The 23,423-nt window shown below is 58.2% G+C and carries 24 protein-coding genes; 12 read left to right on the top strand and 12 right to left on the bottom strand.

Translation table 11 applies throughout. The features are described 5' to 3' along the window. The first annotated feature begins 5 nt into the window (after positions 1-5). From K3169_RS10655 to K3169_RS10645, 3 genes are all read left to right on the top strand, one after another. Complete coding sequence (locus K3169_RS10655) at positions 6-392, top strand: nuclear transport factor 2 family protein (protein WP_099269771.1); 387 nt, start codon at positions 6-8, stop codon at positions 390-392. A 63-nt stretch (positions 393-455) separates the two neighbouring features. Then, positions 456-1,103 (top strand): SDR family oxidoreductase, encoded by a 648-nt coding sequence (locus K3169_RS10650; protein ID WP_099269770.1) that lies wholly within the window; start codon positions 456-458, stop codon positions 1,101-1,103. Positions 1,104-1,130: 27 nt separating this feature from the next. Then, the gene (locus K3169_RS10645; protein ID WP_099269769.1) at positions 1,131-1,568 is read left to right on the top strand and encodes an SRPBCC family protein; all 438 of its coding nucleotides are present in this window, start codon (positions 1,131-1,133) and stop codon (positions 1,566-1,568) included. A 69-nt stretch (positions 1,569-1,637) separates the two neighbouring features. On the opposite strand, the gene K3169_RS10640 is transcribed toward K3169_RS10645, so the two are convergent. Beyond that, the gene (locus tag K3169_RS10640; RefSeq protein WP_263271377.1) at positions 1,638-2,459 is read right to left on the bottom strand and encodes a LysR family transcriptional regulator; all 822 of its coding nucleotides are present in this window, start codon (positions 2,457-2,459) and stop codon (positions 1,638-1,640) included. Between the two features lie 128 nt (positions 2,460-2,587). Here K3169_RS10640 and K3169_RS10635 point away from each other — a divergent pair, with 128 nt between their 5' ends. Continuing rightward, a complete protein-coding gene (locus tag K3169_RS10635; protein ID WP_263271376.1) occupies positions 2,588-2,962 on the top strand; it encodes a cupin domain-containing protein in 375 nt (124 codons plus the stop codon). A 500-nt stretch (positions 2,963-3,462) separates the two neighbouring features. Continuing rightward, positions 3,463-3,621, top strand: a complete 159-nt coding sequence (locus tag K3169_RS10630) for a DUF2986 domain-containing protein (protein WP_099269766.1) — start codon at positions 3,463-3,465, stop codon at positions 3,619-3,621. 93 nt (positions 3,622-3,714) lie between these two features. On the opposite strand, the gene K3169_RS10625 is transcribed toward K3169_RS10630, so the two are convergent. Continuing rightward, a complete protein-coding gene (locus tag K3169_RS10625) occupies positions 3,715-4,341 on the bottom strand; it encodes a glutathione S-transferase family protein (protein ID WP_255881276.1) in 627 nt (208 codons plus the stop codon). A gap of 359 nt (positions 4,342-4,700) precedes the next feature. Here K3169_RS10625 and K3169_RS10620 point away from each other — a divergent pair, with 359 nt between their 5' ends. Continuing rightward, positions 4,701-5,252: a hypothetical protein gene (locus K3169_RS10620; protein WP_263271373.1), complete on the top strand. Its 552-nt coding sequence runs from the start codon at positions 4,701-4,703 to the stop codon at positions 5,250-5,252. 75 nt (positions 5,253-5,327) lie between these two features. Here the strand turns inward: K3169_RS10620 and K3169_RS10615 are convergent, their stop codons facing one another. Both K3169_RS10615 and K3169_RS10610 read right to left on the bottom strand, forming a co-directional pair. After that, positions 5,328-6,035 (bottom strand): tRNA (adenine(22)-N(1))-methyltransferase, encoded by a 708-nt coding sequence (locus K3169_RS10615; RefSeq protein WP_263271371.1) that lies wholly within the window; start codon positions 6,033-6,035, stop codon positions 5,328-5,330. A 212-nt stretch (positions 6,036-6,247) separates the two neighbouring features. Continuing rightward, on the bottom strand, positions 6,248-6,862 hold the full coding sequence (locus K3169_RS10610) for a glutathione S-transferase family protein (RefSeq protein WP_263271370.1): 615 nt from the start codon (positions 6,860-6,862) through the stop codon (positions 6,248-6,250). A gap of 153 nt (positions 6,863-7,015) precedes the next feature. Here K3169_RS10610 and K3169_RS10605 point away from each other — a divergent pair, with 153 nt between their 5' ends. Next, entirely contained in the window at positions 7,016-8,071 is a 1,056-nt protein-coding gene (locus K3169_RS10605) for a permease (protein WP_122394894.1), read from the top strand. Between the two features lie 22 nt (positions 8,072-8,093). Here the strand turns inward: K3169_RS10605 and mnmH are convergent, their stop codons facing one another. The 5 genes from mnmH to K3169_RS10580 form a co-directional block, all read right to left on the bottom strand. Continuing rightward, positions 8,094-9,194: a tRNA 2-selenouridine(34) synthase MnmH gene (gene mnmH / locus K3169_RS10600; protein WP_263271368.1), complete on the bottom strand. Its 1,101-nt coding sequence runs from the start codon at positions 9,192-9,194 to the stop codon at positions 8,094-8,096. After that, entirely contained in the window at positions 9,194-10,228 is a 1,035-nt protein-coding gene (gene selD, locus K3169_RS10595; RefSeq protein WP_255886269.1) for a selenide, water dikinase SelD, read from the bottom strand. The genes mnmH and selD overlap by 1 nt, the downstream gene beginning before the upstream one ends. Before the next feature lie 533 nt (positions 10,229-10,761). Further along, a complete protein-coding gene (locus K3169_RS10590) occupies positions 10,762-11,862 on the bottom strand; it encodes an aromatic ring-hydroxylating oxygenase subunit alpha (RefSeq protein ID WP_263271366.1) in 1,101 nt (366 codons plus the stop codon). Further along, positions 11,847-13,451 carry a GH3 auxin-responsive promoter family protein gene (locus K3169_RS10585; protein WP_263272257.1) on the bottom strand — a complete coding sequence of 535 codons (1,605 nt, stop codon included), beginning with the start codon at positions 13,449-13,451 and terminating at the stop codon, positions 11,847-11,849. Before K3169_RS10585 ends, K3169_RS10590 begins: the two co-directional genes overlap by 16 nt. Continuing rightward, entirely contained in the window at positions 13,451-14,380 is a 930-nt protein-coding gene (locus tag K3169_RS10580; RefSeq protein ID WP_122807711.1) for a fatty acid desaturase family protein, read from the bottom strand. The genes K3169_RS10585 and K3169_RS10580 overlap by 1 nt, the downstream gene beginning before the upstream one ends. 124 nt (positions 14,381-14,504) lie before the next feature. On the opposite strand from K3169_RS10580, the gene K3169_RS10575 reads away from it, so the two are divergent. Then, positions 14,505-15,371 (top strand): metal-dependent hydrolase, encoded by an 867-nt coding sequence (locus K3169_RS10575; protein ID WP_263271365.1) that lies wholly within the window; start codon positions 14,505-14,507, stop codon positions 15,369-15,371. A 24-nt stretch (positions 15,372-15,395) separates the two neighbouring features. Continuing rightward, the gene (locus K3169_RS10570) at positions 15,396-16,304 is read left to right on the top strand and encodes a hypothetical protein (protein ID WP_263271364.1); all 909 of its coding nucleotides are present in this window, start codon (positions 15,396-15,398) and stop codon (positions 16,302-16,304) included. Here the strand turns inward: K3169_RS10570 and K3169_RS10565 are convergent. Beyond that, complete coding sequence (locus tag K3169_RS10565; protein WP_263271363.1) at positions 16,292-17,407, bottom strand: hypothetical protein; 1,116 nt, start codon at positions 17,405-17,407, stop codon at positions 16,292-16,294. The genes K3169_RS10570 and K3169_RS10565 overlap by 13 nt on opposite strands. After that, positions 17,401-18,066, bottom strand: a complete 666-nt coding sequence (locus K3169_RS10560; protein WP_164706152.1) for a hypothetical protein — start codon at positions 18,064-18,066, stop codon at positions 17,401-17,403. Before K3169_RS10560 ends, K3169_RS10565 begins: the two co-directional genes overlap by 7 nt. 252 nt (positions 18,067-18,318) lie before the next feature. On the opposite strand from K3169_RS10560, the gene K3169_RS10555 reads away from it, so the two are divergent. After that, a complete protein-coding gene (locus tag K3169_RS10555) occupies positions 18,319-19,767 on the top strand; it encodes a fatty acid desaturase (protein ID WP_231677215.1) in 1,449 nt (482 codons plus the stop codon). A gap of 128 nt (positions 19,768-19,895) precedes the next feature. Here K3169_RS10555 and K3169_RS10550 read toward each other — a convergent pair whose 3' ends face one another. Continuing rightward, positions 19,896-20,843, bottom strand: a complete 948-nt coding sequence (locus tag K3169_RS10550) for an AraC family transcriptional regulator (protein WP_231677214.1) — start codon at positions 20,841-20,843, stop codon at positions 19,896-19,898. A gap of 232 nt (positions 20,844-21,075) precedes the next feature. On the opposite strand from K3169_RS10550, the gene K3169_RS10545 reads away from it, so the two are divergent. Both K3169_RS10545 and K3169_RS10540 read left to right on the top strand, forming a co-directional pair. Further along, complete coding sequence (locus K3169_RS10545) at positions 21,076-22,098, top strand: alpha/beta hydrolase (protein WP_231677213.1); 1,023 nt, start codon at positions 21,076-21,078, stop codon at positions 22,096-22,098. 91 nt (positions 22,099-22,189) lie between these two features. After that, on the top strand, positions 22,190-23,401 hold the full coding sequence (locus K3169_RS10540; protein WP_231677212.1) for an MFS transporter: 1,212 nt from the start codon (positions 22,190-22,192) through the stop codon (positions 23,399-23,401). The last annotated feature ends 22 nt before the right edge of the window (positions 23,402-23,423 follow it).

The following is a 23,423-nucleotide window of genomic DNA, read 5'->3' as shown; positions in this document are numbered from 1 at the left end:
ACCTTATGAGCAACAACATCAAAGCAGTTCCCACCAGCGACTACAACGCTGTGATTGAAACCGCTGGAAAGTACATCGAGGGCCTGCGCACTGGTAGCGTCGCCACTATCGAAGAGGCCTTTCACAAAGACGCGATCATGTACGGCTTCACCAACGGCAAACTCTTGGGTGGACCGATCAGCAACCTCTATACGTTTGTGGAAAGTAACGGCACCGCTCCGGGCATCACCACGCGTCTGGACATACTCGCGATCACCCCGACGACCGCAGTAGTCCGCGTCGACATGGAGAAGGACGCCATCGGCGCCGATTACAACGACTACCTGACGCTGCTCAAAATCGACAGCAACTGGAAGGTGATCGCCAAGGTCTACCACCAGTTCGAAGGTTAATCACAGGTTGCGATGTACTGGTACCTCCAAGTGCCAGTACGTCGGCCATCAGAGGAGAATCCCATGTCTAAAGTGTTCGTTATCGGCGCAGCAGGTAAGGTCGGAAGCCGCCTGATCACTAAACTCAGCGCTGTGGGTCATGAGGTGATCGCACTTCATCGCAAAGAACAGCAAGCAGAGCCACTCAAATCACAGGGCGCCACGCCACTGCTGGGTAACCTCACCGAGCTGGATGCTTCTCAGCTGGCCGGTGCCATGGCAGGCAGCGATACCGTGGTATTCACCGCCGGGGCCGGTGGCGCAGGTATGGAACTGACCAACGCCATCGATGGCAAGGGCCTGGAAACAGCCGTCAATGCTGCGCAGTTGGCAGGCGTGCGCCGCTTCTTGCTGGTATCGGCGTTCCCCGAAGCACTTCGAGCGGGCGAAACCTCCGAAGGGTTCGAGAACTACATGAAGGTCAAGAAACAAGCCGATGTGTTTCTGGCTTCTTCTGAACTGGATTGGGTCATCCTGAGACCCGGCACCCTTGTGGACAGCCCCGGTACAGGTAACGTAAGAGCAGGACTGGCGATCCCCTACGGCGAAATTCCCCGTGACGACGTTGCTGCGTTTCTGGCCGAGCTCATCGAAAACCCTCAAGTATCTCGAGTCATCATCGAACTGACTCAAGGCACGACTCCTGTCGATGTGGCAGCGAGAAGTTTCTGATCCACTAAAACACCTGGAGAATGACGCATGGCATCCGTTGAATACAGCGCAGTTATAGAGAGTAGTGCTGAGCAAGTCTGGCGAGTGCTAAGCCATTTTGGCGGTATCGCCGAATGGCATCCAGCAATTGAGCAAAGCCATATTGAGGGCGAACAACCAGGCAGCGCCGTGGGCGCAATCCGTCGACTCGACCTCGCTGACGGCGACGTTCTGCGTGAGCGACTCTTAACCCTGGATGACCACCATATGGCCCTCTCCTACGCATTCGAAGAGTCGCCTTTACCACTGGATAATTATCAGGCGCAGGTCAAAGTGGCTGTGGCCGAGGAGGCACAGCAATGTGTCGTGGAATGGAAAGCGACGTTTGATGTTCGAGAGCCGGAAGCAGCCGCTCATTTTGAAAAGACGATCCGCGAACTGATCGTGGGTGGTCATGAAAGTCTGGCGGCTTTTGTCAAAAAGTAGCGACCCTCTAGCAATGGGTCGTTTGCAAATGCCCAAAGGTGCCAGCTGCTATTTCTCGCCTGCCGCTGCCTAACGGTAATGCTGGCGAATGACCTCTGCCATCTGCAACGCACTGCTACTCGCATTCGGCGAGACGTGAAGTTCGATTGCGAACTCTGGGAGCACAGGCAATCCGGACTCTACCCCAACCTCCTGGAGGCCCTCGGGCACCAGCGAGCGCAGCCAAGGCGTCAGGGCCAGGCCACTCCGAACAGTTGATAACGTGGCGTCGACCGAAGCATTTTCAAACACCACGCGCCAACTGATGTGCGATTCGATCAGCAGTGAAAACACGGTTTTTCGAAACGTACAGGTTGGCGTCACGAAGCATAACGGCAAGGGCCGTTGGCACAGTAGCTCATCCGAGGCGCTCAGCCATACCAAGGGCTCCGCGTACAACCGCTCTCCAACACCTTCACTTTCAGGGCACTGGCGCAGTGTGAGGTCAATCAACCCTTTCGTGAAGTCACTCATCAGATCGAGGGACGAGCCCGTCACAATAGTGACCTCTACGTCAGGATGGTGATGAGCGTAGTTCTTGAGGATCGGTGAAAAATGAGCCCCGGCCATGTCGTAAGGCACGCCAACCCGCACGCTTCGGGTGCCGACTATCCCTGTCATGTCCTCGTATAGACTGTCGCTGTGATCAAGTAGACGCCTGGCTTTGGGCAGAAAGTCTGCCCCTCGTTCTGTCAATTGGGTTCCACCAGGATCACGCACCAGCAACATGCAATTGAAGAAGCTCTCAAGGCGTTTGATCTGCTGGCTGATCCCGCCTTGGGTAAGGTGCAACTGTCGCGCTGCTGCGCTGATACTGCCTGTCTCGGCAACCACAACAAATGTACGGATCAAAACGAGATCAATAGTGCGAAGTCTGGACATGGGGGCCATTACAAATATTAATGCCCCCATTATAAACATTCGATATGGCCAGTCATCTCACCGACTTACATTGACGCTCCCTCACCGGAGTTAGAACCATGATCCCAAGCGGTAATACCATCAACATCGAATCAGCCCTGGCTGAAGTTACTCAGTATTGGTCTCCGCACGTCATCGGCCAGGTTAACGACCAGTACATCAAGGTTGCGAAGCTGAAAGGCGAATTGATGTGGCATGCCCATGCAGATGAAGACGAGATGTTCATGGTGGTCTATGGGACCCTGAAAATTCAGCTGGAGGACCGCGACATCATCCTCAGGCCGGGCGAATTCTGCATCATCCCCAAGCAGGTCAGACATAACCCGGTGGCTGAAGATGAGTGCGGAATCGTGCTGATTGAAACGGTCACGACACGGCATACAGGCGATGAAGTCAGCGCCAGAACCGTGCCTATCGAAAGGCAGTTGAGATAGGAATATTGCGCTACACATGACTGTCTGAATTTATGCGCGCCTCTCAAACAACACGCAAACTACAGGATTGAAATGCAGTTTATGTAGGAGCTGCCGAAGGCTGCGAAGCATGTATCCTGACACACCGCGATCGCAGCCTTCGGCAGCTCCTACAAGTCCTGTGTTTACTGTGCGACAGCGCGGTGTCATCCCAAATCAAATAGTTGAATAGTTTTTGATCGGACTCATGGATCAAAATCATGCCCCTGACTTGGCCCCCAGTTCTCGCAGCTTCGCCTCAAAATATTGAATCTGCCCTGCATCTTCAGGATCAACGTTACGGACTATCTGCAGCGCCTTGGCGTAGGCGGCTCGGGCTTTGGGATTGTGGCCTTGAGCCTGGTAGATAGCAGCTTTCGGTCCGATAGGAGTTCATGCTCAGCGCGATTCAGCTAAAGACCAAAGGATTCGCTGTTAGAATTCCCGCCGAATCACTCAAGAATCACAAGCTGAGCAGAAACATGAACCGCCAGAAAAAACTACAGCAGCTATTCAAGGCAAAAGCCAAAAAGGCCAGTGCCAAACTGGCACCCAAAAAGCCTAAATACATCAGCAAGGCTGACCGGCTGAAGCTTGACGCTGAAACTGGCCAGGAAGCCGTCGCGACTTCCGAAGGCTGACGGTTACTATGTGAACGCGGCTTGATCATGCAGCTATCTGCTTGATCAAACCTCGCTCGACTGACGTGCCTGAGTTAGTCAGCAACTAGACCATTACTTCGCAAACACGTATTCCCCGCCCTGCTCCAGCGCCTTGCGATAAGCGGGTCTTTCCTGGAAACGTTGTACCCACGCCGCCACATTCGGGTACGGCTGCAACTTGCCCTGCGCCTTGGCCAACTCGCCGATGAAGCTCATCTGGATATCGGCACCGGTCAATTCTTCACCCACCAGAAACGGCGTCAGCCCCAGTGCTTCGTTGAGATAGCCCAGATAATTGGCCACTTCCGATTCGATACGCGGATGCAGCGGCGAACCAGCGTCACCCAGGCGACCTACGTAAAGATTGAGCATCAACGGCAGCATCGCCGAACCTTCAGCAAAGTGCAGCCATTGCACGTACTCATCGTAAGTAGCGGTTGCCGGGTCCGGCTGCAAACGGCCGTCGCCATGGCGGCGGATCAGGTAATCGACAATAGCGCCGGACTCAATGATCACGTGAGGACCGTCTTCAATCACCGGGGATTTACCCAGCGCGTTGACAGCCTTGAGCTCAGGTGGCGCGAGATTGGTTTTCGGATCGCGCTCGTAGCGCTTGATTTCGTATGGCAGGTCGAGTTCTTCGAGCAGCCACAGGATGCGCTGGGAGCGCGAGTTGTTGAGGTGATGGACCGTAATCATGAAAGCTCCGTTGCTCGACAGTGAAAGGTCTATAAAGAGACTGCGCACAACAGCGATAGTTGTAACTTTGAACAGAAGTATGCGGCAGTCATATGGCCTGACCGCATCAGGACAAACAATGCTTCCGGAAGCCTGACGTTGCCGGAACCGCCCAGACGTCAGTGCGCCCGCTTTAGTATCCGTGCTGCAAGGCAAGCCTGAACCGAAGCTTTTAACCCACCAGAAGTCAACCGGGATCACTGGAACAAATCGTGATTGCGCAATACTGCAGGGAGGCAGGAAAATCCAGACGCACACTTGGAAAAATGCCTGATCTATCACCCTGCCCGGTCGACACGATCCTGCAATGAGGAGTACGGATGCATCTTATTGATCGTTACCTGCCTGACTACCAGTTCAGTGAAACCCACTCGCTGGAAAGCTCAGTCAGTCCGGCCCGGTTAATGGCTGAGGCCGTTAACTATCGACCTGAAAATGACCGGTTTTTTCGTTACGCCATTCAGTTACGCGAGCTCCCCATGCGGTTGTTTCAGCGCTCGACATCAAGCACTAAAGCGAGTTTCGGGATGGACAACTTCACCCTGCTGCATCGCGATGGCGACACCGAGGTCGTCTACGGACTCGCAGGAAAGTTCTGGCACGCTGACTTCGGTCAGGCTCCTGTGACCGATGGAGAAGCCTTTCAACGTTTTTGTGAAGCGGGCAGCGTCAAACTTGCGATCAGTTTTACTTGCCAGCACCTGGAGTCAGGGCTAACCCGGATAACCACTCAAACGCGGGTGCATTGCCTGGATCGTCAGGCGCTCAAACGTTTCACGCCGTATTGGTACACAATACGGCCAGTGAGCGGCATGATTCGTCGACGTATGCTTCAGGCAATTGTCCGGAGATCTTTAGAGGGTGGGCACTGATTGAAAGCTGTCTGGTGACGTCTCGGCCAAGGGAAGTTTCAAGACCGCCTACCAGATAAACGAGCGCTCACTGCGTCATGCTCCAGTCACAGCCAGCAATTCGCTTATCCAGCGAACCTGCCGCGCAGCGTCTTCCAGCTTCTCCTCGGGCAGCGCCTGCCGAGCCCGGGCGAAGTGGTTTAGGGTTTGCTGCTTATGACGCAGCATGCGGCGCCACTTGAGCAGAAAAGCCGGGCTGCGAGCCTTCATCTGTAGCGGGCCGAAGTACAGTTCCTCGGGGGTGTAGACCACAGGCCCAGCGCGCTCGGCAACGATGACTTCGTAGTCGAACCGGTTTTCCCGCAGTACTTCCTCACTAAGGATGCAATAACCGTTTTCCATCAGCCACTGGCGCAGCGGCCGCTCGCCGCCGTTGGGCTGCAGGATCAGACGCTCTTCGCCAGTCAAATGGGCTTTGCCTTCTTCAAGAATGTCGCGGATCGTCTCGCCGCCCATGCCGCAGATGCTGATGGCCGTAATCCCGTCTTCCGGCTGGATCGCAGCCAGACCATTGGCCATGCGTACGGTGATCAATTGGTCCAGATCGTTCTCACGAACCGTGCGTTCGGCCGCGCGGAACGGAGTCAATGCCACCTCCCCCGCCACTGCCGCCGCAATAGATCCGCGGCGCATCAAGGCGACCGGCAGGTAACCGTGATCCGAGCCGATATCGGCCAGTCGCGCCCCCGCAGGCACATGCGCCGCGACGTGCTCCAGGCGCCTGGACAATGTCTGTTCGTTCAACTGCAGCCCCTTTCACCGCTGACATCCAGCACCAATCACCGGACAGGGGCGCGATTCTGGCGAGCAATGCAGCGCATATCAACCCTGGAATTGCGCAGAACCTGTGGGAGCTGAGCTTGCTCGCGATAGGGCTGAACGCGACCCGTCTGACCACTGTGTTGCCAGCATCGCGAGCAAGCTCGGCTCCCACAAAGCCGATCGCACCTGTGGTATCAAGCCAACGCAGTTGCTACATGACAATCAATATCCAATAGCGAGGCGTGAAAGTCCGACCGTGATAGCTGCAGATATTCACGCGTACCGGCCCATCGTGTGACGACGCAAGCAAGAATCTCGACAGCACCTGGCTTGGGCTTGTCAGGGCGCCACGCCGCCGTGCCCCCAAATACATCACTAAACGTATCCCAGTGTCCGTACAGCCGGGATCTTGCGCCGTTAACCAGTTGCTGCAACTGATCCGGGTTCCCGCCAGGCAACCAACGCTCCGGGTAATCGATGACGCCGATGGCTGCGTAACAGTTGGAGGCGATGTACACCAAACCGCGGAGTTGTATAGCTCGTTCAGATGGATCCAGGGACAATAGCCCCGAAGCAGGAAACCCCAGTCCGAGACAGGTCAATATCGCCGCGCTTTCAGTCAGCACAGTGCCATCGGGTAAAACCAGAGTGGGCACTTGCAGTAGCGGATTAATCCGTCGCAGCTCATCCCTGCCACTGCCCTCCTCCCAGGAACTGGCTGCCTGCAACCGGTAGTCGGCGCCGCAATATTTCAGTGCTATCTCGATAGCAGCGGAACCAGAACCCTCTGCTCCGAAAAGCGTGTACATGCCTCAACCCTCCATTGGTCGTAAGTGAGCGTATTAGTTAGCAGCGATTACATACTCCGGGCCAATCGCTACGCTCCTGGAGCGCTGTCATTGTTGCCAACTGACAGCCAGCGTTGACGTATCATAGACGTTCGCTTACGCACGGATTTCATAATGATTAGCCAGTCCCCACCCTCCACAACGCGCTCCTGGGCATTTTGGTGCAAACCGGCGGTGTTTCTGCTGGTGGCCGTCATCGGCCTGTACTACGTCAAGTGGTCACCTTATTACCTCAAGTCGTTCATCGCCGCCGATACCCATAGCATTGGCGGCTCGATCCTCAACGATAATCTGACGTCGCCCTTGTTGGCTGCGCTGACTTATGCCCAAGTGTATTTTCTGGCGATCTGGAAGGCTGCCGTTCTGGCGATCATCCTTGGCTCGTTGGTACAGGTGCTTATTCCCCGGGACTGGTTGCTGCGCGCGTTTGGAAAAGCAGGCTTGGGCTCTACGCTGCGGGGGAGCTTGTTCGCTCTGCCGGGGATGATGTGCAGTTGCTGTGCGGCTCCCGTGGCAGCCGGGCTAAGGCGACAGAACGTGTCGGAGGGTGCGGCGTTGGCCTTCTGGATTGCAAACCCGGTTCTCAACCCCGCTACCTTGATCTTCATGGGCTTCGTACTCGGCTGGCAGTTCACCGCCCTGCGGCTGGTGGCCGGCGTTGGACTTGTGCTCGGTGCGTCGCTACTCGCCCAGCGCATGTCGCGACCAGAAGCGCTGCCGAAAGCGGCTGTGGATGCTGTTGAGGTGGCCACTGCCGCAGATACCCGCAGTCTCCCGGTGCAGTGGTTACGCACGATGTGGCAGTTGTTCTGGACCACCATCCCGATCTACGTGCTGGCGGTGCTGATCCTCGGAGCGGCGCGGGTATGGCTATTCCCTCACGTTGATGGAGCAATGACCAATAGCTGGCTGTGGCTGGTGCCACTTGCTGTCGTGGGCACTTTGTTTGTGATCCCCACCGCGGCAGAAATTCCTATCGTGCAGGCCCTCATGGGGGTCGGCTTGGGTACAGCTCCAGCAGTAGCGCTATTGATGACGCTGCCGAGCGTCAGCCTGCCGTCGCTATTGATGCTGCGCAAATCCTTTGATCGTCGGGTGCTGGTGGCCGTCGCGCTGCTGACCATGCTGGTGGGCATTATCAGCGGCGTCATCGCGGCGCTGGTCTTCTAGAAAGGCGCAGGCGCCGCCAGGTTCACGCGTGGCGGCGCTGCAGTAAATAATCCCTGACGGCGGCCTGGTCACCGGCAAACTCGATACGCCCGGACTTGCTGTCACGCTGGTAGGCATACATGGGGTCGTAGTACTCGGTGAGCAATTGCTCGATCCATTGCCGATGAGCGTCCACCAGCCCCGTTGCCTGCTGCATCTGCAGGGCGCTATCCATAATCACCGCCAGGCGATTGTAGCGCTCTCCCCCCAGTCGCCTGAGGTTGCTGGCCAGACTCTGGCGCAGGCGTTCGGCGAACGCATTGAATCCTTCCTCCACGCCATGGACAGCGACAAAATCTGCGCACAGGTCGATAACGTAATCCTTGAGGATCCGTTCAACCCGACTCTCGACGCTGTCTTGCAGCCACACCAGAGGCGCGGATTGCATCTGCCGAAACAGCGAAAGAGGCACTGCACGGCTGCCAATCGCGCGACCTTCGTCCTCGAGTACGAAATGTTCGGCACCGCGATGGCGTTTCTTCAGGATGTCCACAGCCAGGGCATTTTCAAAGTCGATCTGCCCGGGCTGAGCACTGACACGTTTGCCGAAGCTGGAGCCGCGATGGTTCGCGTGGCCTTCGAGGTCGAGGGCGTTACTCAACCCCGCCAGCACTTCAGTCTTGCCGGACCCGGTCAAGCCCCCGACCACGACCATGTCACACTCCTGAACGGCGCACTCGATGGTGTCGATAAGGAAGGTGCGCATTGCCTTGTAACCGCCTGACACACGCGGGTAAGGGATACCGGCGATGTCTTTCAGCCACTGCTGGGTGATCTGCGACCGCAGGCCACCGCGAAAGCAATACAGATAGCCTTCCGGCTGACAGCGGACGAACTCAGCCCAGCCTTCAATACGTGCTTCTTTGGTAGCCCCGGACACCAACTGATGCCCCAACTCGATGGCGGCCTGCTGTCCCTGTTGTTTATAGGCCGTGCCGACGGCCTCACGCTCGGCATCGTTCATCAGCGGCAGGTTAACGGACTGCCCAAAGGCCCCTTTCGCAAACTCCACGGGCGCGCGGACGTCCATCAGCGGGATATCGTTTAAAAAAATATGGCGCAAGTCGGCGCTGTTCTCGCGCATCAGAACACCTCAACGGCGTTAGCCTGGCGCTCGATCAGCGTGCCTATGGGGCGCAAACTCAGTCCCAGATCGGTGGCGGTCTGCAGAAACTGCGTTTGCCCCTCTGGCGCTACGGCTACAAGGAGGCCGCCACTTGTTTGCGGGTCGCAGAGCAGATGTTTCTGCCATTCGGTCAATTTGCCGATGCGGCCCCCGTAACTGTCAAAGTTGCGCAGCGTGCCTCCCGGTACGCACCCTTGCTCAAGGTAATAATCAACACTGGCCAGGCGCGGCACGGCGCTGGCCTCGATACGTGCCGTCAAGCGGCTACCGTCAGCCATTTCCACCAAATGACCCAGCAGGCCGAAACCGGTGACATCGGTCATCGCGGTGACCCCGGCAAGCTTGCCGAAGCGGCTGCCGATCGTGTTGAGCGTGCACATCTGGTCCCGCGCCACGCCAATGTCGGCGTCGCGCAGCAGGCCTTGTTTCTCGGCGGTGGTTAGCACACCGATCCCCAATGGTTTGGTCAGATAAAGCGTACAGCCCAGGGTGGCAGTGTCGTTACGTTTCATGAAACGCTTTTCGACCAGCCCCGTCACCGCCAGGCCAAAGATTGGTTCTGGCGCATCAATGGAGTGTCCACCGGCGAGCGGGATGCCCGCAGCATCACAAACTGCACGGCCACCGCGAATCACTTCACGAGCGATTTCGGGAGCAAGCACGTTGACCGGCCAGCCGAGAATGGCGATGGCCATGATTGGATCTCCACCCATGGCATAGATATCGCTGATAGCGTTAGTCGCGGCAATACGGCCGAAATCGTAGGGGTCGTCGACGATAGGCATGAAGAAATCGGTAGTTGAGACGACCCCGCGCTCTTCATCAATGGCGTAGACCGCCGCATCGTCACGCGACGCATTACCCACCCAAAGCTTTGGATCGAGATTTTGTGCGCCGCTGCCAGCGAGGATCACCTCAAGCACTTGAGGCGATATCTTGCAACCGCAGCCGGCGCCGTGGCTGTATTGGGTCAAACGAACCTTTGCGCTCATTGGATGCCACTCTGCGTGTAAAGGGTGGCAGTCTAACAGAGGCAAAGAACAACAGATTGCGCGGACTCATCACGCTGACGCAGCCCTTGCACTGCTTTTCGGCAAACATCGGCGCTTGCGGCAAATCCTCCCATGTAGCATTAACGAGGCGCTGAGCTGCGGCAAGCCGACGGTCAGACGACTCGCCATTGCGGTGCTCGACGTAGATCAATCGGCTCCCGAACTGGAACTCGCATAACCAGACGCCCGACGGAGCGCGCCAGTGTCCGAGCATGGATTCGGTTAACAGGTTGATGGCCATGTTGAGCGCTTTGCAGAACGAAAGGTGCTTAGGTTAACTGCTCAGTACCCAGCCGGGGAATCAAGTAAAGCCTTGCGACCGACCCTTCACCAGCACATCAATTGGCAGAGCATTCCAAATCGAACAGCATGCCTTATGTCACCACCTTCTTGCGGAGTTGTGCTGCCTGTCACTGACGCAACTGGCGAATTCAGTTCAGCCGAAGCTCTAAGCCGGTTGAAACACCAGGCTGTCAAAGTTCGAATCGGATCCGCCGCTCGCGACGCTGCGCTTCCGGCAGCGTCTCGCCGCGTCGAACCGCTGCGAGCAACTGTTCGACGCCCACATGGATGGCATCGGCAGGCACATTGCACGGTTTGAAGTTGGGCACGTTGTCGAGACCCTCGCGGTGTGCGCGAATGATTTTGACGTCCTGCTGAATCACGATGTGCGTGTACAGATGAATGAACGGACGCAGTATTCGCAAAACCCAGCGCGGCATCGGAAAACGGTAGGCGATGTAGGTGTAGACGCGTGACTGGCGATCATTGACCGGGGTGATCTGGCTGACGATCAGAAAGCCTGAGCGTGCGCCCCACAAGTAGTCACAAAAGGTCACATTCGGCGCCAGGAAGCGATCCGTATGCACCAGCGGCTCAGCGTCCGGGTTGGTCAGCCATTGCATCAGGCCGATCTCGTCGACCTCATCGTGATAGACGACCTCGATGCTCTGCGCCTTGCAAGCCAGCGTCGCCTCCATTGCGCGACCGCTGCTCGACCGAAAAATACCTTCATGAACGAATACCGTATGCGGCACATCCAGAAAGTTCTGCACCAGACTGCCAACATCGGCGTCGAAGGTGTTGATCATGAAATAGGATTGCCACGGACGCTCGCCATAGGCGGGAAGCCGGAAAATCGGTGTGTCGCGAGCATCGCCCGTGCCGGTGTACACCCAGACCAGCCCATCCTGCTCGCACACCGAAAAATGGCGCTGCCTGTAGCGATAACCGGGCGACTTCGGTTCGCACTGCTCGGCATCCACGCTGGGAATATGCACCACGTGCCCGGTCGCGTCGTAGCGCCAGCCGTGATACGGGCACACCAGGCAGTCATCGGTGATTTTACCGGCCGACAGCCGGGTACCTCGGTGCACGCACTGGTCGAGCAGCGCCGCCGCCTTTCCGCTGCGCTGGCGAAACAGGACGATGTTCAGGCCGAGAATTGTCGCACGGTAAGGTTTGCCGTTGCGCAATTGCTTTTGCGTGCACGCCACATACCATTGCTCGCGCGTGCCATCGCCACGTGTCTCGGTGTCAGGCGTGTCGATGTCGCTGCTCAAACGTGCGGGCATTCAGGTTCTTCCGTGATTGCAAGGAGGGCATTGGCCGTGTCCAGTCGACTGATCAAAGCGCGCGGTTTGACGTCGCCCGCACGAATGCCGGTTGCCTCCGCCGCGCGTTGCAGCAACGCTGCGAGTTTTTGCGCGCCGCCACTCACCAGACGCACACGTACCGGCCCCAACTGACCCAGCGTGCGCGCATGACCATAGTGAAAAGAGCCTTGCAACGCTGTGTCGATGTCGTTTGCCAATACCTCGCAGGGTATCGCCGATGATGTCGACACAAGGGCTACATAATGCGGCGGTGTGTTTCTGGAGTCAGGGATCAGGCATGCGCTGTCTGAACTGTCGATGCACTGCGCAAGAACACCCTCGACAAGCTGTTCATCCAGTTTCTCGCCCACCAGATCGCAGGCACTTGCGCTGCGCCCGACAAACTCTACCCGCGGCGTATCGCCCTGTTTGCCGACCACGCGTACCCGATCACCCAAGGCATACCGGTAAAGACCCGCCCCGGTGGTCAGCAACACTTGCGCGGTTTCGCCCATGCGTAGCGAGTGAGCGCCTTTCGGCAGACCGTCGTCACCGACGAATTCCAGATAATGACTGCCAATCGCCAGCGGGCAGCCCGCCCCTTCGCCAAACGGCACGCTGACCACGCCTTCGGTGGCGAACAGGCCTTTTGGCAACCAGCGAGCCTGAGGAAAACGCGCCGCCAGTTGCGCGGCGTACCCGCGACTAGGCCCGTCCATCCAGCAGCTGACCGCTGCCAGACGCGGCCATAGCTCAGTGAATACTCCTTGAGCACGGGCATGGCGCAAGGCTTGTTTGCGCGGCGCTGGCAACATCGCTTCGAGCCAGTCACAGGTCTGACGGCTTTCGGGGTTTTCGGTGTCGAACAAAGGTTGTAGCAGGCTGCTCAGAAACGTCGGGCTCCACACGCTGATAATGCTCAGGTCGGCATCGGCGACCAAGGCCAGCAGCGTTTGCCTGCGCCAGTGCACAACGTCATGAGCCATGTCGGGGATCAGCAAAGTGCCCGCCAGCCCGGCAATTGCACTGCCTTGCAGATATTGCAGATCGCTGACACTGCCAATCGGGATGCCATTGGCGCTCATCGCAGGTTGCTGCAAGGGCGGCGACATGGACCAGTAGCCGCTGCCGTGGCTGATTTCCGGAACCTGGCGGTACATATCAGCCAGCCAGACCGTCAGCGCCCCCTGCAACTGGGCAAGAAAGTCCCGCGTGTAGGGGATGTGTTTCTGCAACGCGCTATTGCCGCTGCTGCGCTCGAAAAACAACGGCGGGCTGGTAGTCAGCACTGCGCCGCTGTCGTGCTGTGCCTGTTCGACCCAAGGCTGCAGTTGCGCGTAAGTGTGCGTCGGCACCTTATTGCGAAAGTCGCTGGCGTTGCGGATCCCGGCAAAGTCATGGGCACGGCCAAACGCACAATCGCGATTGGCCGACAACATGCCTAGTAACAAACGCTCCTGAGCCTGCTCAGGTTGCTCGCACTGCATCTGCCACTGGTCCAATACGGCGTGCGTACTGTCAATGAATGACTGCCAGAGCGCTCTCTTTACGTCGCCATCGGTCTGCATCAAAAATAGGTCTTGTCGAGACTGGACAGGTCATCGGGCAATCGCTGCGGCGGCGTGAACACCTGGAGCCAGCCGAACCACAGTGGCCGGGTTTCCTTGAGGTTCGATGCCGCATGCATGTGCTGCCAGTGCATCTGCGAATGACGGTGGTGAGTCAGGTTGTAATTGAAGTTGAGGAATGCCCAGCGAACCAAACGGGGCGCACGCATGTTGTAGGCACCTTCGACGACATCTATCGGGGTACGCATGTGGTAGACCCACTGCAGTGACGACCAGGAAAAACCAAACGCGATGTAGGTAATCAGCACCACTTCCCAGGTCCAGCCAAACAGATACGCGCACGCCAGCCACACGATAATGCCTGCGATAACTTCCTTGCGGATACGCCGAAAGTCGTTGATTGAGAAGTCTTTGAACGCCGCTGCATAAGTGTTGACCTCACCACTTTGCGACCAGCGATCGGCCACGCGCGGGGGCAGCAAAGGCAGCAGCAGGCTGCCGATGAATGCCGCCAGCCAGATACCGCCGAGCACTGCAAAATAGTATTCCAGGCGTTTGCGCAGTAGCGATTCATCCGGCATGGCGAAGTCCGCCAGCTCAGCACGCGTACGGTTTCGCGAGTGATGCCCGAGGTGGTTGATGTGGATCAGCGTCGCGGAGGCGCCAAACAGGGTGGAAGCCCAGCACATCATCAGGTAATTGGTGGTCTTGTTGCTGTGCGCGAGACTGTGAAACGCCTCATGCATCATCGAGAACACGCCTTGCATGACCAGACAGAACGGAATCAGGATCAGCCATTTCCACGCACCTGCGTCGGTGTGTGACAGCCATGTGAGGGTCCCGCCCCAGAGCAGCGTCTGGAGGGCCAGCACCGCCAGATTTGCCGTGTCGAAACGGCGTGCTGGCAAAATATCCTTATAAGTGCGCATAAAGTAACCACATGTAAAAATGCAGAGTATACCTGCCTGCGCATGCGGAAGTTTATTCGGCAGTTTCAAGCCTGCCGGACTCTGGCACACTGTGCGCCCTGATCATCACAGTAAGCCGGGCACCATGTCGCTGTTCAAACGCATCCTCTCACGACGCTCGGCGGCACAGCTTTCCCCGCAGGTTATCGCTTACCGCTCGATACGCTTTACCTTCGATGACAGCATCCCACGTTACTGGCACGCAGGTCGGGCGCACACCACGCGCTTTTTCGACTGCCTGTCGTTCATGTTCCCTCAGGGGGAAAGAATCTTCATCGAAAGCGTGGTGCATTTTCGCCACAAGATCGCCAAGGGCAGCGCGCTCGACAAGGCCGTCGACGACTTCATCTATCAGGAAGCCTCACACATGCGCGAGCACCGTGCCTACAACCAGCGGCTTGGCGCACAAGGCGCGCCGGTCGAAAAGCTGGAACGCATGCTGCTGCGGCGTAGAAAGGAAAGCGAGCGGCTACCGGCCAGCTTCCGGCTGGCACTGACCGCCAGCCTTGAACACATCACCGCGATACTTTCCGATCAGCTTTTGCGTAACCCGGCATACCTCAAGGATGCCGACCCAACAATGGTCGGCCTGTGGCGCTGGCATGCGCTGGAAGAGATCGAGCACAAGGCAGTTGCCTATGACGTGCTGTGTACCGTCGAGCGCAACCCGGTATGGCGTTACCTGCTTCGCTGTGTGGCGATGATCAGCCTGTCGGTGTATTTCACCTTCGATCTCGCATACTTCACCTATCACCTGGTGCACGGCGACAAACAACACCGCAACTGGCGTGAATGGCTGCGTTTGCAGTGGTGGCTGTTCGTCAATCCGGGCCTGCTTTCGCGCATCGTGCCTGCCGGGCTGTTCTGGTTTGTGCCCGGCTTCCACCCCAACCGCATCGATACCCGCGAGCTTCTCGACAGCGCTCGCCAGGCGCTCGATGAGCGGCGTTGAGCGCAGGGTTCAGGGCCGATCCGCATGACTAAGATCTGGACACCCGAGGGCTTTGACGACTGGCAAAGCCATTTCCCGGCTACAGACTTCGTGCGCCCGCCTGCAGCGCTGGACTGGACCGGGCTGTTCCTCGAAAGCTGGCGAACGCCCCCGTCCACCCTGCCGAAGGACACGCTGGTGGTGCTGGTCGCAGGGCTTTATTCGGAATTCATACTCTATTGCAACCGGGCCTGTGCGCGGTCGCTTAAGTCCGAGGGTTACGAGGTTCTGCGCATGCCGGTGCGGTCTTCGCGCGGGGTCATTGCGCAGGGCGAACACATTGCAACGGTACTCGGCAAACGCCTCAGACCCAGGCAGCGATTTGTGGTGCTGGCACACAGCAAAGGCAGTCTGGATACGCTGGCGACGCTGACCCAGAACCCGGCCTTGCTCGACGCCTGTGACGGCATCGCGCTGGTGCAACCGCCCGTTGGCCCCTCGCCGATCATTGATGACTTGCTGGGCTATGGCACTCCTGACACTGGCCCGGGCTATCGCATGGACAGGTTTCGTCAGGCGATGGTCAATAGCACACTGCTCGCCGAGGGCACACGGGATATCAGCAGCCACCGAGACCCGCAGGTCGCCAGCATGCTGTCCGCCCTGCCCGACACGCTGCACTGTGTACATGTTGTGAGTTGGTCTGCGGTGCGGCGCTCACGCTTCGACACACACCATCAACGCTTGAACGCCCTGCGTACGGGGCATGCGCATGATGGCCAGTTCTATATGGAAGACCTGGCAATACCAGGCCTGCCGCAAATCTGCCTGCCGGATGTGGATCATGGCCAGCCAATACTGGGCGGCGCCGGGTTTGATCCGGCAAGGTTCTGGCGAACGTTGCTGGAAGTTCTGCACCAGACCCTGCCGGTCAGAACCGATCACACCAGATAGATCTCGAACCCCGGAACACCCGTCGCACACGCCTCGGTAAAAACAGGGGTATTGCTGCCGCAAGGAGCCGTGTAGAGGTCCATCGGCAGGGACACACTGCGATAACGGCGTATCGCCGGCCACAGCGGGTCATGGTCGTACAGGCAAAGCTGCATCAATGAATAATCTTTGCGCACCTGCGCCCAGGCAGCATCCAGCAAAGCGGCAAACACGTGGGGATCACGCTGTCGAACCTGTAGGTGGGTCAGGTAGATATCCCGCAAGGCGTTACCCGGCGAGGCAATGCCCGGTCGGCCGGCCAGCGGTGCGATCGCGTTGAAGCCCAGGCGCAGCAACTGTTGGGCCACGGGCATTTGCTCGACAACGATACGTTTTATCTTTCCTGCATCCCATGGCGCAACACAGCCGAGCAGGTTATCGCGCTCGTCGACCGCCAGCAAAAACGAGCCAATGCTGAAGTCAGGCCAATGGCTGAGCCTGCGCTCGAATTCCGCCTCGCTGAACACGCAGCCGAACGATTGCCGGGAGGACTCGCTGTCGAGAAACGCCCTCAGTGCATCCAGATGTCGCGGCTCGGCGTGGATCACTCGCATCCCGGCGCATGTGCGAGGTGCGCTACTCAAACCACGCTGGCCATACACCGAAACATTGCTGTAGCCACGCCAGTGGGCAAGCTTCAGCGGGTTTGCACGCCGCCGCCCCAACAGCGACTGAATGGCCAGTGGGTTATCGCGAATGATGCAGCAGTACGCTTGCTGCACGCCTGTCTGCAGGGACAGATCGGCGAGACGCGTCTGGACTTCTGCCATCCATGAGCGGGACAGCCTGCGGTCAGGCATCAACCGTAAATCACCCAGATAGGCGACCGGTTCAGCGCTGCCCTGCAGGTAACCATCGCGTACCACCAGACTGGCCGAGCCGCGCAGCTCGCCTTCCGGGCTTTGGGCAACCCAGGTCCGGTGATCGGCGGAATGGCAGTGATGCAGGGCAAAGTAATCAGGACTGCGATCAAAGCGCAGCGGCATGCTGCCGCGCATGGCGTGACGCTGTTGAAAGTCCAGAAGCTGCGAGTTGTCCGCCGGACCCGCCTGACGAATCAGCACGTCGAATGCTGCTCGGCCATGATCAGGCGTCGCGCCAGCGGCCTCAGGTTTTCAGGCGTGAAGCGGCACAGGCAAACCAGCTCGTCGCCCTTGGCATAACCAGGATTTTTCTGCAGAAAGTAGGCTACGTCCGGCAACCTCGCATGATTTTCCGACACCTGTGCAAGCTCTTCGGTCAGCCGTCCCTGCGGTGTCTTGAAGGACAGCAGGCCGGTGGCAGGGTCGTAGGCATCGCCAAAACGCGTATACGCAAGGTGATCCATCAAGGCCTGCACATGAGGTTCGGTCAAATGCCCCGCACGAGGGGCGTAATCCAGTACCATCGCCCGCAGATAGCGATAAGTCCGATGCCCTTTGCAGATCAGAAACCAGTACAGGGGCACGTCGGGAGCCTGACGCCACAGATCGCCAATCAGTCGGGACCAGGCGAACGCGAGCTGCTGGCTGCCCCAGTGCTCAGGGGTAATGATGGTGTCGCCGGAAAAAATGAACCTGCCGGGCTGGTTGTCCCAGTGCATTTCAAACAGTTTCAGCGTCGAAAAGCCCATGATCGTGTCGCAGGCGTCACGCAGCACGACGCAGTGGGTTTTGTCGTCAAGGTCCTGCTTGAACCGTAACAGACAGGTATCCTGATAACAGGCGGAATAAATCTCGAACATCCGATCGATATCATTCGGTTGCAGATCGGAGCGCTGTACAGCAGTCGCGCACAAACTCATGGAGGCCTTCGATGTATGGATACACAATGAGCGGATTCTGAATGGCCGGGCAGCTGAGGGCAATGAATCTATCAGCTCAATTCAATGCCACACCGCCTCTGCAATCATCATTGCGCACCCGTCAGCCTGGCTGATTTTCCGCTTGCGCACGTATCAAATGAACCAGGCTTTATCCTGACAGGCTTTGCCCACATGCACCCTTCTCACTCCGCCGCTTCCAGCGTTGATCGCCCTTTCACCTGGCTGATGATGTACATGCTGGTCACCGGCCTGCTGTACTTTCTGGTCACGCATGTGCCGATGGGTTCTGTGCAGCTTGTGCAACCCGGAATTGTCGACGCTCATGTTCCGCTGCTTGCGTTTACGCTGCCTCTGTACCTCAGCTACACCCTGGTCATGCCGGTGCTCGTGTACATGGGACGTCAGTCGACATGGCTGCTGCCGACGTTCTTTGCAGGTGCCCTCGCGGCGGGTTTGTGTCTGGTCTGTCACCTGTTCTGGCCCACCATGATCCTGCGCCCTGAAACCGGCTCTGCCTGGCTCGACTGGCTGTACCGGCTCGATGCTCCACTGGCCGCCTCGCCCAGCGGGCATGTGGCATTGCCTGTAGCAATCAGCGTCGCAATGGCTGGCTTGCGACTGCAAAAAGCCTGGATATTTGCCATCTGGAGTGTGGTGCTGATGCTGACGGTAATGACCACCGGGCAGCATGTGTTTACCGACATGGCCTATGGCGCGGCCATCGGTGTCGCCTGCGGCGTGGCGACGCTGATCTTCAAGCACTATGCGGTGGACATGCGCACCCTGTCGGCGCTGTTGCTCGAGTGGCTGTGCATCCTGGTCACGATCCGCGTCGCGCTTCACCTCGCAGACTGGCGTTTTTACCTGCTGGCCATGCTTATCGTTGCGGCACGCCAGCACGCGCTGTTCGTGCTGTATCACGACGCTACCCACTACAACCTGACCCGGCGACGCAGCACCAACGACTTTCTGACCAACCTGGCGATCGGTGTTCCAGGCCTGGTGCCCATCGAATTCTATCGCCCACTGCACCTTGATCATCATCAGCACGCAGGGACCGAGCAGGACCCGGAGCGCCGCTTTCTCTATTTCCGTCAGCCGTGGCGTTTTCAGCCGTTGAGCGCAAAGCTACTGACGAAACAACTGCTGGGTGACCTGCTGATGGTCAATACGCTGCGCAACATCGCGGCCTACAAGGCTGCCGGTGGCGCGCCGCCCAGGCTCACCCGGCCTTTGCTTGCCGCAGCGCTGGTCTGGCTGATGATTGTGGCCTGCCTTGTCTGGCAATGCTCGATCCAGGAAGTGGGCTTGCTGGCGATGCTGTGGTTCATCCCCCTGATCACCCTCGGTACTCTGCTGCAGAAAATTCGCAGCATTGCCGAGCACAGCGGCGGCCCCGGCGTCACGCCCGGCTGGCAGGAATGGACATACGCCTGGCGCGTGGGCTGGCTGGGGCGGTTCTTCATCTGGCCGTACAACATCAACCTGCATCTGCAGCATCACCGCACAGCGAGCATCCCCTGGCATGCCCTGCCCGGCGCCGTCGGCAAAGACGAGCACCTTCTGCCGTCACGGGCATTGCCGTCGCTGATGTGGTCAGGGCTGCGGCGCAAATCCTGATGCGTATTCGGCATCCGGTTCCTGCTCTATCCAGTCAACCACCTGGCCTTCCAGCAGCTCGGCAATGGCGATGCGGTTCATGGCACATTCCGAGGCTTTGAGGCAGTTATCTGCCAAAAGCAGCCACTTCAAGTACCGCTCTGGCGCCCCTCAACCACCTCACCCTGCCCCCTCAACACCGTGATATCCCGCTTGGGCGGTACGCCGAACAAGCGGCTGTATTCGCGGCTGAACTGGGACGGGCTTTCGTAGCCGACTTTGAATGCCGCTGTAGATACATCCTTGTGTTCGTTAAGCATCAGACGCCTTGCCTCGTTCAACCGGAGCCATTTCTGGTACTGCAAAGGGCTCATTGCGGTGAGCTGGCGGAAGTGATGATGAAAGGTTGCAGCGCTCATTTGCACCTGGGCCGCCAGTTCGTCGACGCGGAGCGCGGAGGTGTAATTCAGTTTCAGCCAGTCGATGGCTTTGGCTATGCGATAGCCCTGGCCATCAACGGCTGTGATCTGTCGCAGCCTGTTCGCCTGGTCGCTCATCAATAGCCGGTAGTGAATTTCGCGCTTGATCAGCGGGGCGAGAATCGCAATGGCGTCGGGCTCCTCAAGCAGCGCCAGCAAGCGCTCGAAGGAGGCCAGCAAGGCATCGGTCACTGTGCCGATGCCGACGCCCCCCACCACGGATTTATCGCGGACCGGCGACAGACCGCCCTGCGCTGCCAGTTCAGCCAGCATGCGAACATCCAGCTTCAAAGTAAGCCCTAGGCAGGGTTGTTCCGGGCTAGCGGCCAGCACTTCGGAATTGGCGGGCAAATTCAGCGAGGTGATCAGGAAACGCGACGGGTCGTACGGATATCCCTCGCCACCGACCCACAGCTGCTTCTCGCCCCGGGCGACAAGAATGATGCTCGGCTCGACCATGCACACCACAGGTGGCGACGGGTGCTCACGACGGAAGAAGCCAAGCCCTTCGATGGGCGTACCGAAATCACCCGGACGGTCGATCCGGTCGCCAATGATCCGCGCCAGCCTTTCCTGTGCCGACGAGTGTTGAGCAGCAGTGTTTTTATTGGTCGCCATATTCGTCTCGCGTCTCTTCACTGAACTCTAACCCGGCGGCATTCAGGCGTCCTGCAAAAAAACAGAGACTCAGAGGATCAGGCAAGTAAGTCAGTGGAATGCACTACAGAGCCTGCCGCCATACCGGGAAAATGATCATCAATGACTTGCAGCACTGAACAACCCTCCTGATTGCTCCGGTATCCAGATTGATAACGCCTGCAATCAACCTCTCATTAAAAAGGAATACCAAGTGAAACGTATCTTGCTTGCGTTCGGGCTGCTTGTTGCCTCGTTTTCCTCAGTAGGAGCCAATATGACTAACGGCGCGGACAACTTCTACAAAAGTGAAAAAGTGACCACCGAAAAGGTCACGTTCAAGAATCAGTACGGCATGAAAGTGGCAGGTAATCTATTCATGCCCAAAGGCCTGAATGCTAAAGCCAAACACGCCGCAATCATCGTTGGCCACCCCATGGGCGCGGTGAAAGAACAGAGTGCAAACCTGTATGCCACCAAGATGGCGGAACAAGGCTTCGTCACGTTGTCGCTGGACCTGTCGTTCTGGGGCGAGAGTGAAGGCATGCCGCGCAACGCCGTTGCACCCGAGATCTACGCGGAAGACTTCAGCGCTGCCGTGGACTTCCTGTCCACTCAGCCGATTGTTGATCGTGAGCGAATCGGCGTTATAGGTATCTGCGGCAGTGGCAGCTTTGTTATCAGTGCGGCCAAGATCGACCCGCGAATGAAGGCCATCGCGACCGTCAGCATGTACGACATGGGCGCCGCCAATCGTAACGGCCTCAAGCACGCCGTGACACCGGAACAACGCCAACAGATCATTCGCGAAGCCGCTAATCAACGCGTTGCAGAGTTTCAGGGCGGTCCCGTTCGCTACACCGGCGGCACCCCGCTCACGCTGACCGGCAATGCCATCGGCGACGAGTTTTACGACTTCTACCGAACACCGCGCGGCGAGGTCACGCCAGCCGGCGCGTCACCAAAAACCACCACAATGCCAACGCTGACCAGCAACGTGAAGTTCATGAACTTCTACCCGTTCAACGACATCGAGACCATCTCGCCACGCCCAATGCTGTTCATCACAGGCTCCGAGGCGCACTCCCGTGAGTTCAGCGAAGACGCGTTCAAGCGTGCCGGTGAGCCCAAAGAACTGGTCATTATTCCGGGTGCCGGGCACGTTGACCTCTATGACCGGGTCAACCTCATACCGTTCGCCAAGCTGACCACGTTCTTCCAAAGCAACCTGAAGTAACCCGGTGGGTGCCGAGACTGGGCACCCACATCTTTTCGCGGCATCGACTCAGATGCCGCGACGCTTCAAGCACCACAGGACACATCATTCAATGACCAACACCTATCACGCCTCCCGACAGAACAATCAGCATTCATGGGGCGCAGTGCTCGCCATGTCCCTCGCAGCTTTCGCACTGGTCGCGTCGGAGTTCATGCCTGTCAGCCTGCTAACGCCCATCGCTGCCGACCTGAACGTTACCGAGGGGCAAGCCGGGCAAGGGATTTCCGTGTCGGGGCTGTTCGCCCTGTTCACCAGCCTGCTGATCCCGGCAGTCGCAGCGCGGGTTGACCGCAAGTTGCTGCTGCTATCGCTCACGCTGCTGATGATCATCTCCGGCACCGTGGTGGCGTTCGCCCCCAACTACTCAATCTTCATGGCCGGACGCGCACTGATCGGCGTTGCCATTGGAGGTTTCTGGTCACTGTCTGCAGCAACGGCGATGCGGCTGGTATCGGAAGATCAGGTGACACGGGCCATGGCTATCGTCAATGGCGGCAACGCTCTGGCGACCGTTGTTGCGGCACCTTTGGGAAGTTTCCTTGGCGCCTTGATCGGTTGGCGCGGAGCGTTTTTCTGCGTCGTGCCGGTCGCCCTGCTCGCCTCTGCGTGGCTGCTCTTCAGCCTGCCCGCAATGAAAGCAGTCAGCAGTAAAGGCAGCACCAACGTGTTCCAGTTGATGAAGAAGATGCCGGTGGCATTGGGCATGGTGGCGGTCAGCGTGTTTTTCATGGGGCAGTTCATGCTGTTCACTTACCTGCGCCCGTTCCTTGAGACCGTCACGCATGTCAGCGTTTCGATGCTTTCACTGATGCTGCTGATCCTGGGCCTGTCCGGTCTGGCGGGCACATTCCTGATCGAGATCTTTCTCAAAAACGGTCTGCATCGAACACTGGTTGTTATCCCCATGCTGATGGCTGTAATCGCACTGGCATTGGTTTCATTTGGCAGCTCATCGATTGCCACAGCGGTACTGCTGGGCTTCTGGGGACTGGTTGCCACTGCCGCGCCGGTGGGATGGTGGACATGGCTGGCGAAAACCCTGCCTGACGACGCAGAAGCAGGCGGCGGGCTGATGGTTGCGATTGTTCAGTTGGCAATCGCACTGGGCGCGACGGTTGGCGGTTTTGTGTTCGACCTGAGCGGCTACCGGGCCACCTTCGAATTGAGCGCTGCGTTGCTGGTGGTCGCCGCTGTGCTAGCGCTGTTGGCGGCGCGGGCCGCATCCGGTGTATCGCGAACATCCGCTGACACGGTGAGTTGACTCATACGCGCCGGATATCCTG

Origin of the sequence: Pseudomonas phytophila, from assembly GCF_025643095.1 — a bacterium.
Taxonomy (GTDB): Bacteria; Pseudomonadota; Gammaproteobacteria; order Pseudomonadales; family Pseudomonadaceae; genus Aquipseudomonas; species Aquipseudomonas quasicaspiana.
This window is presented reverse-complemented; position numbering and strand designations above follow the sequence as displayed.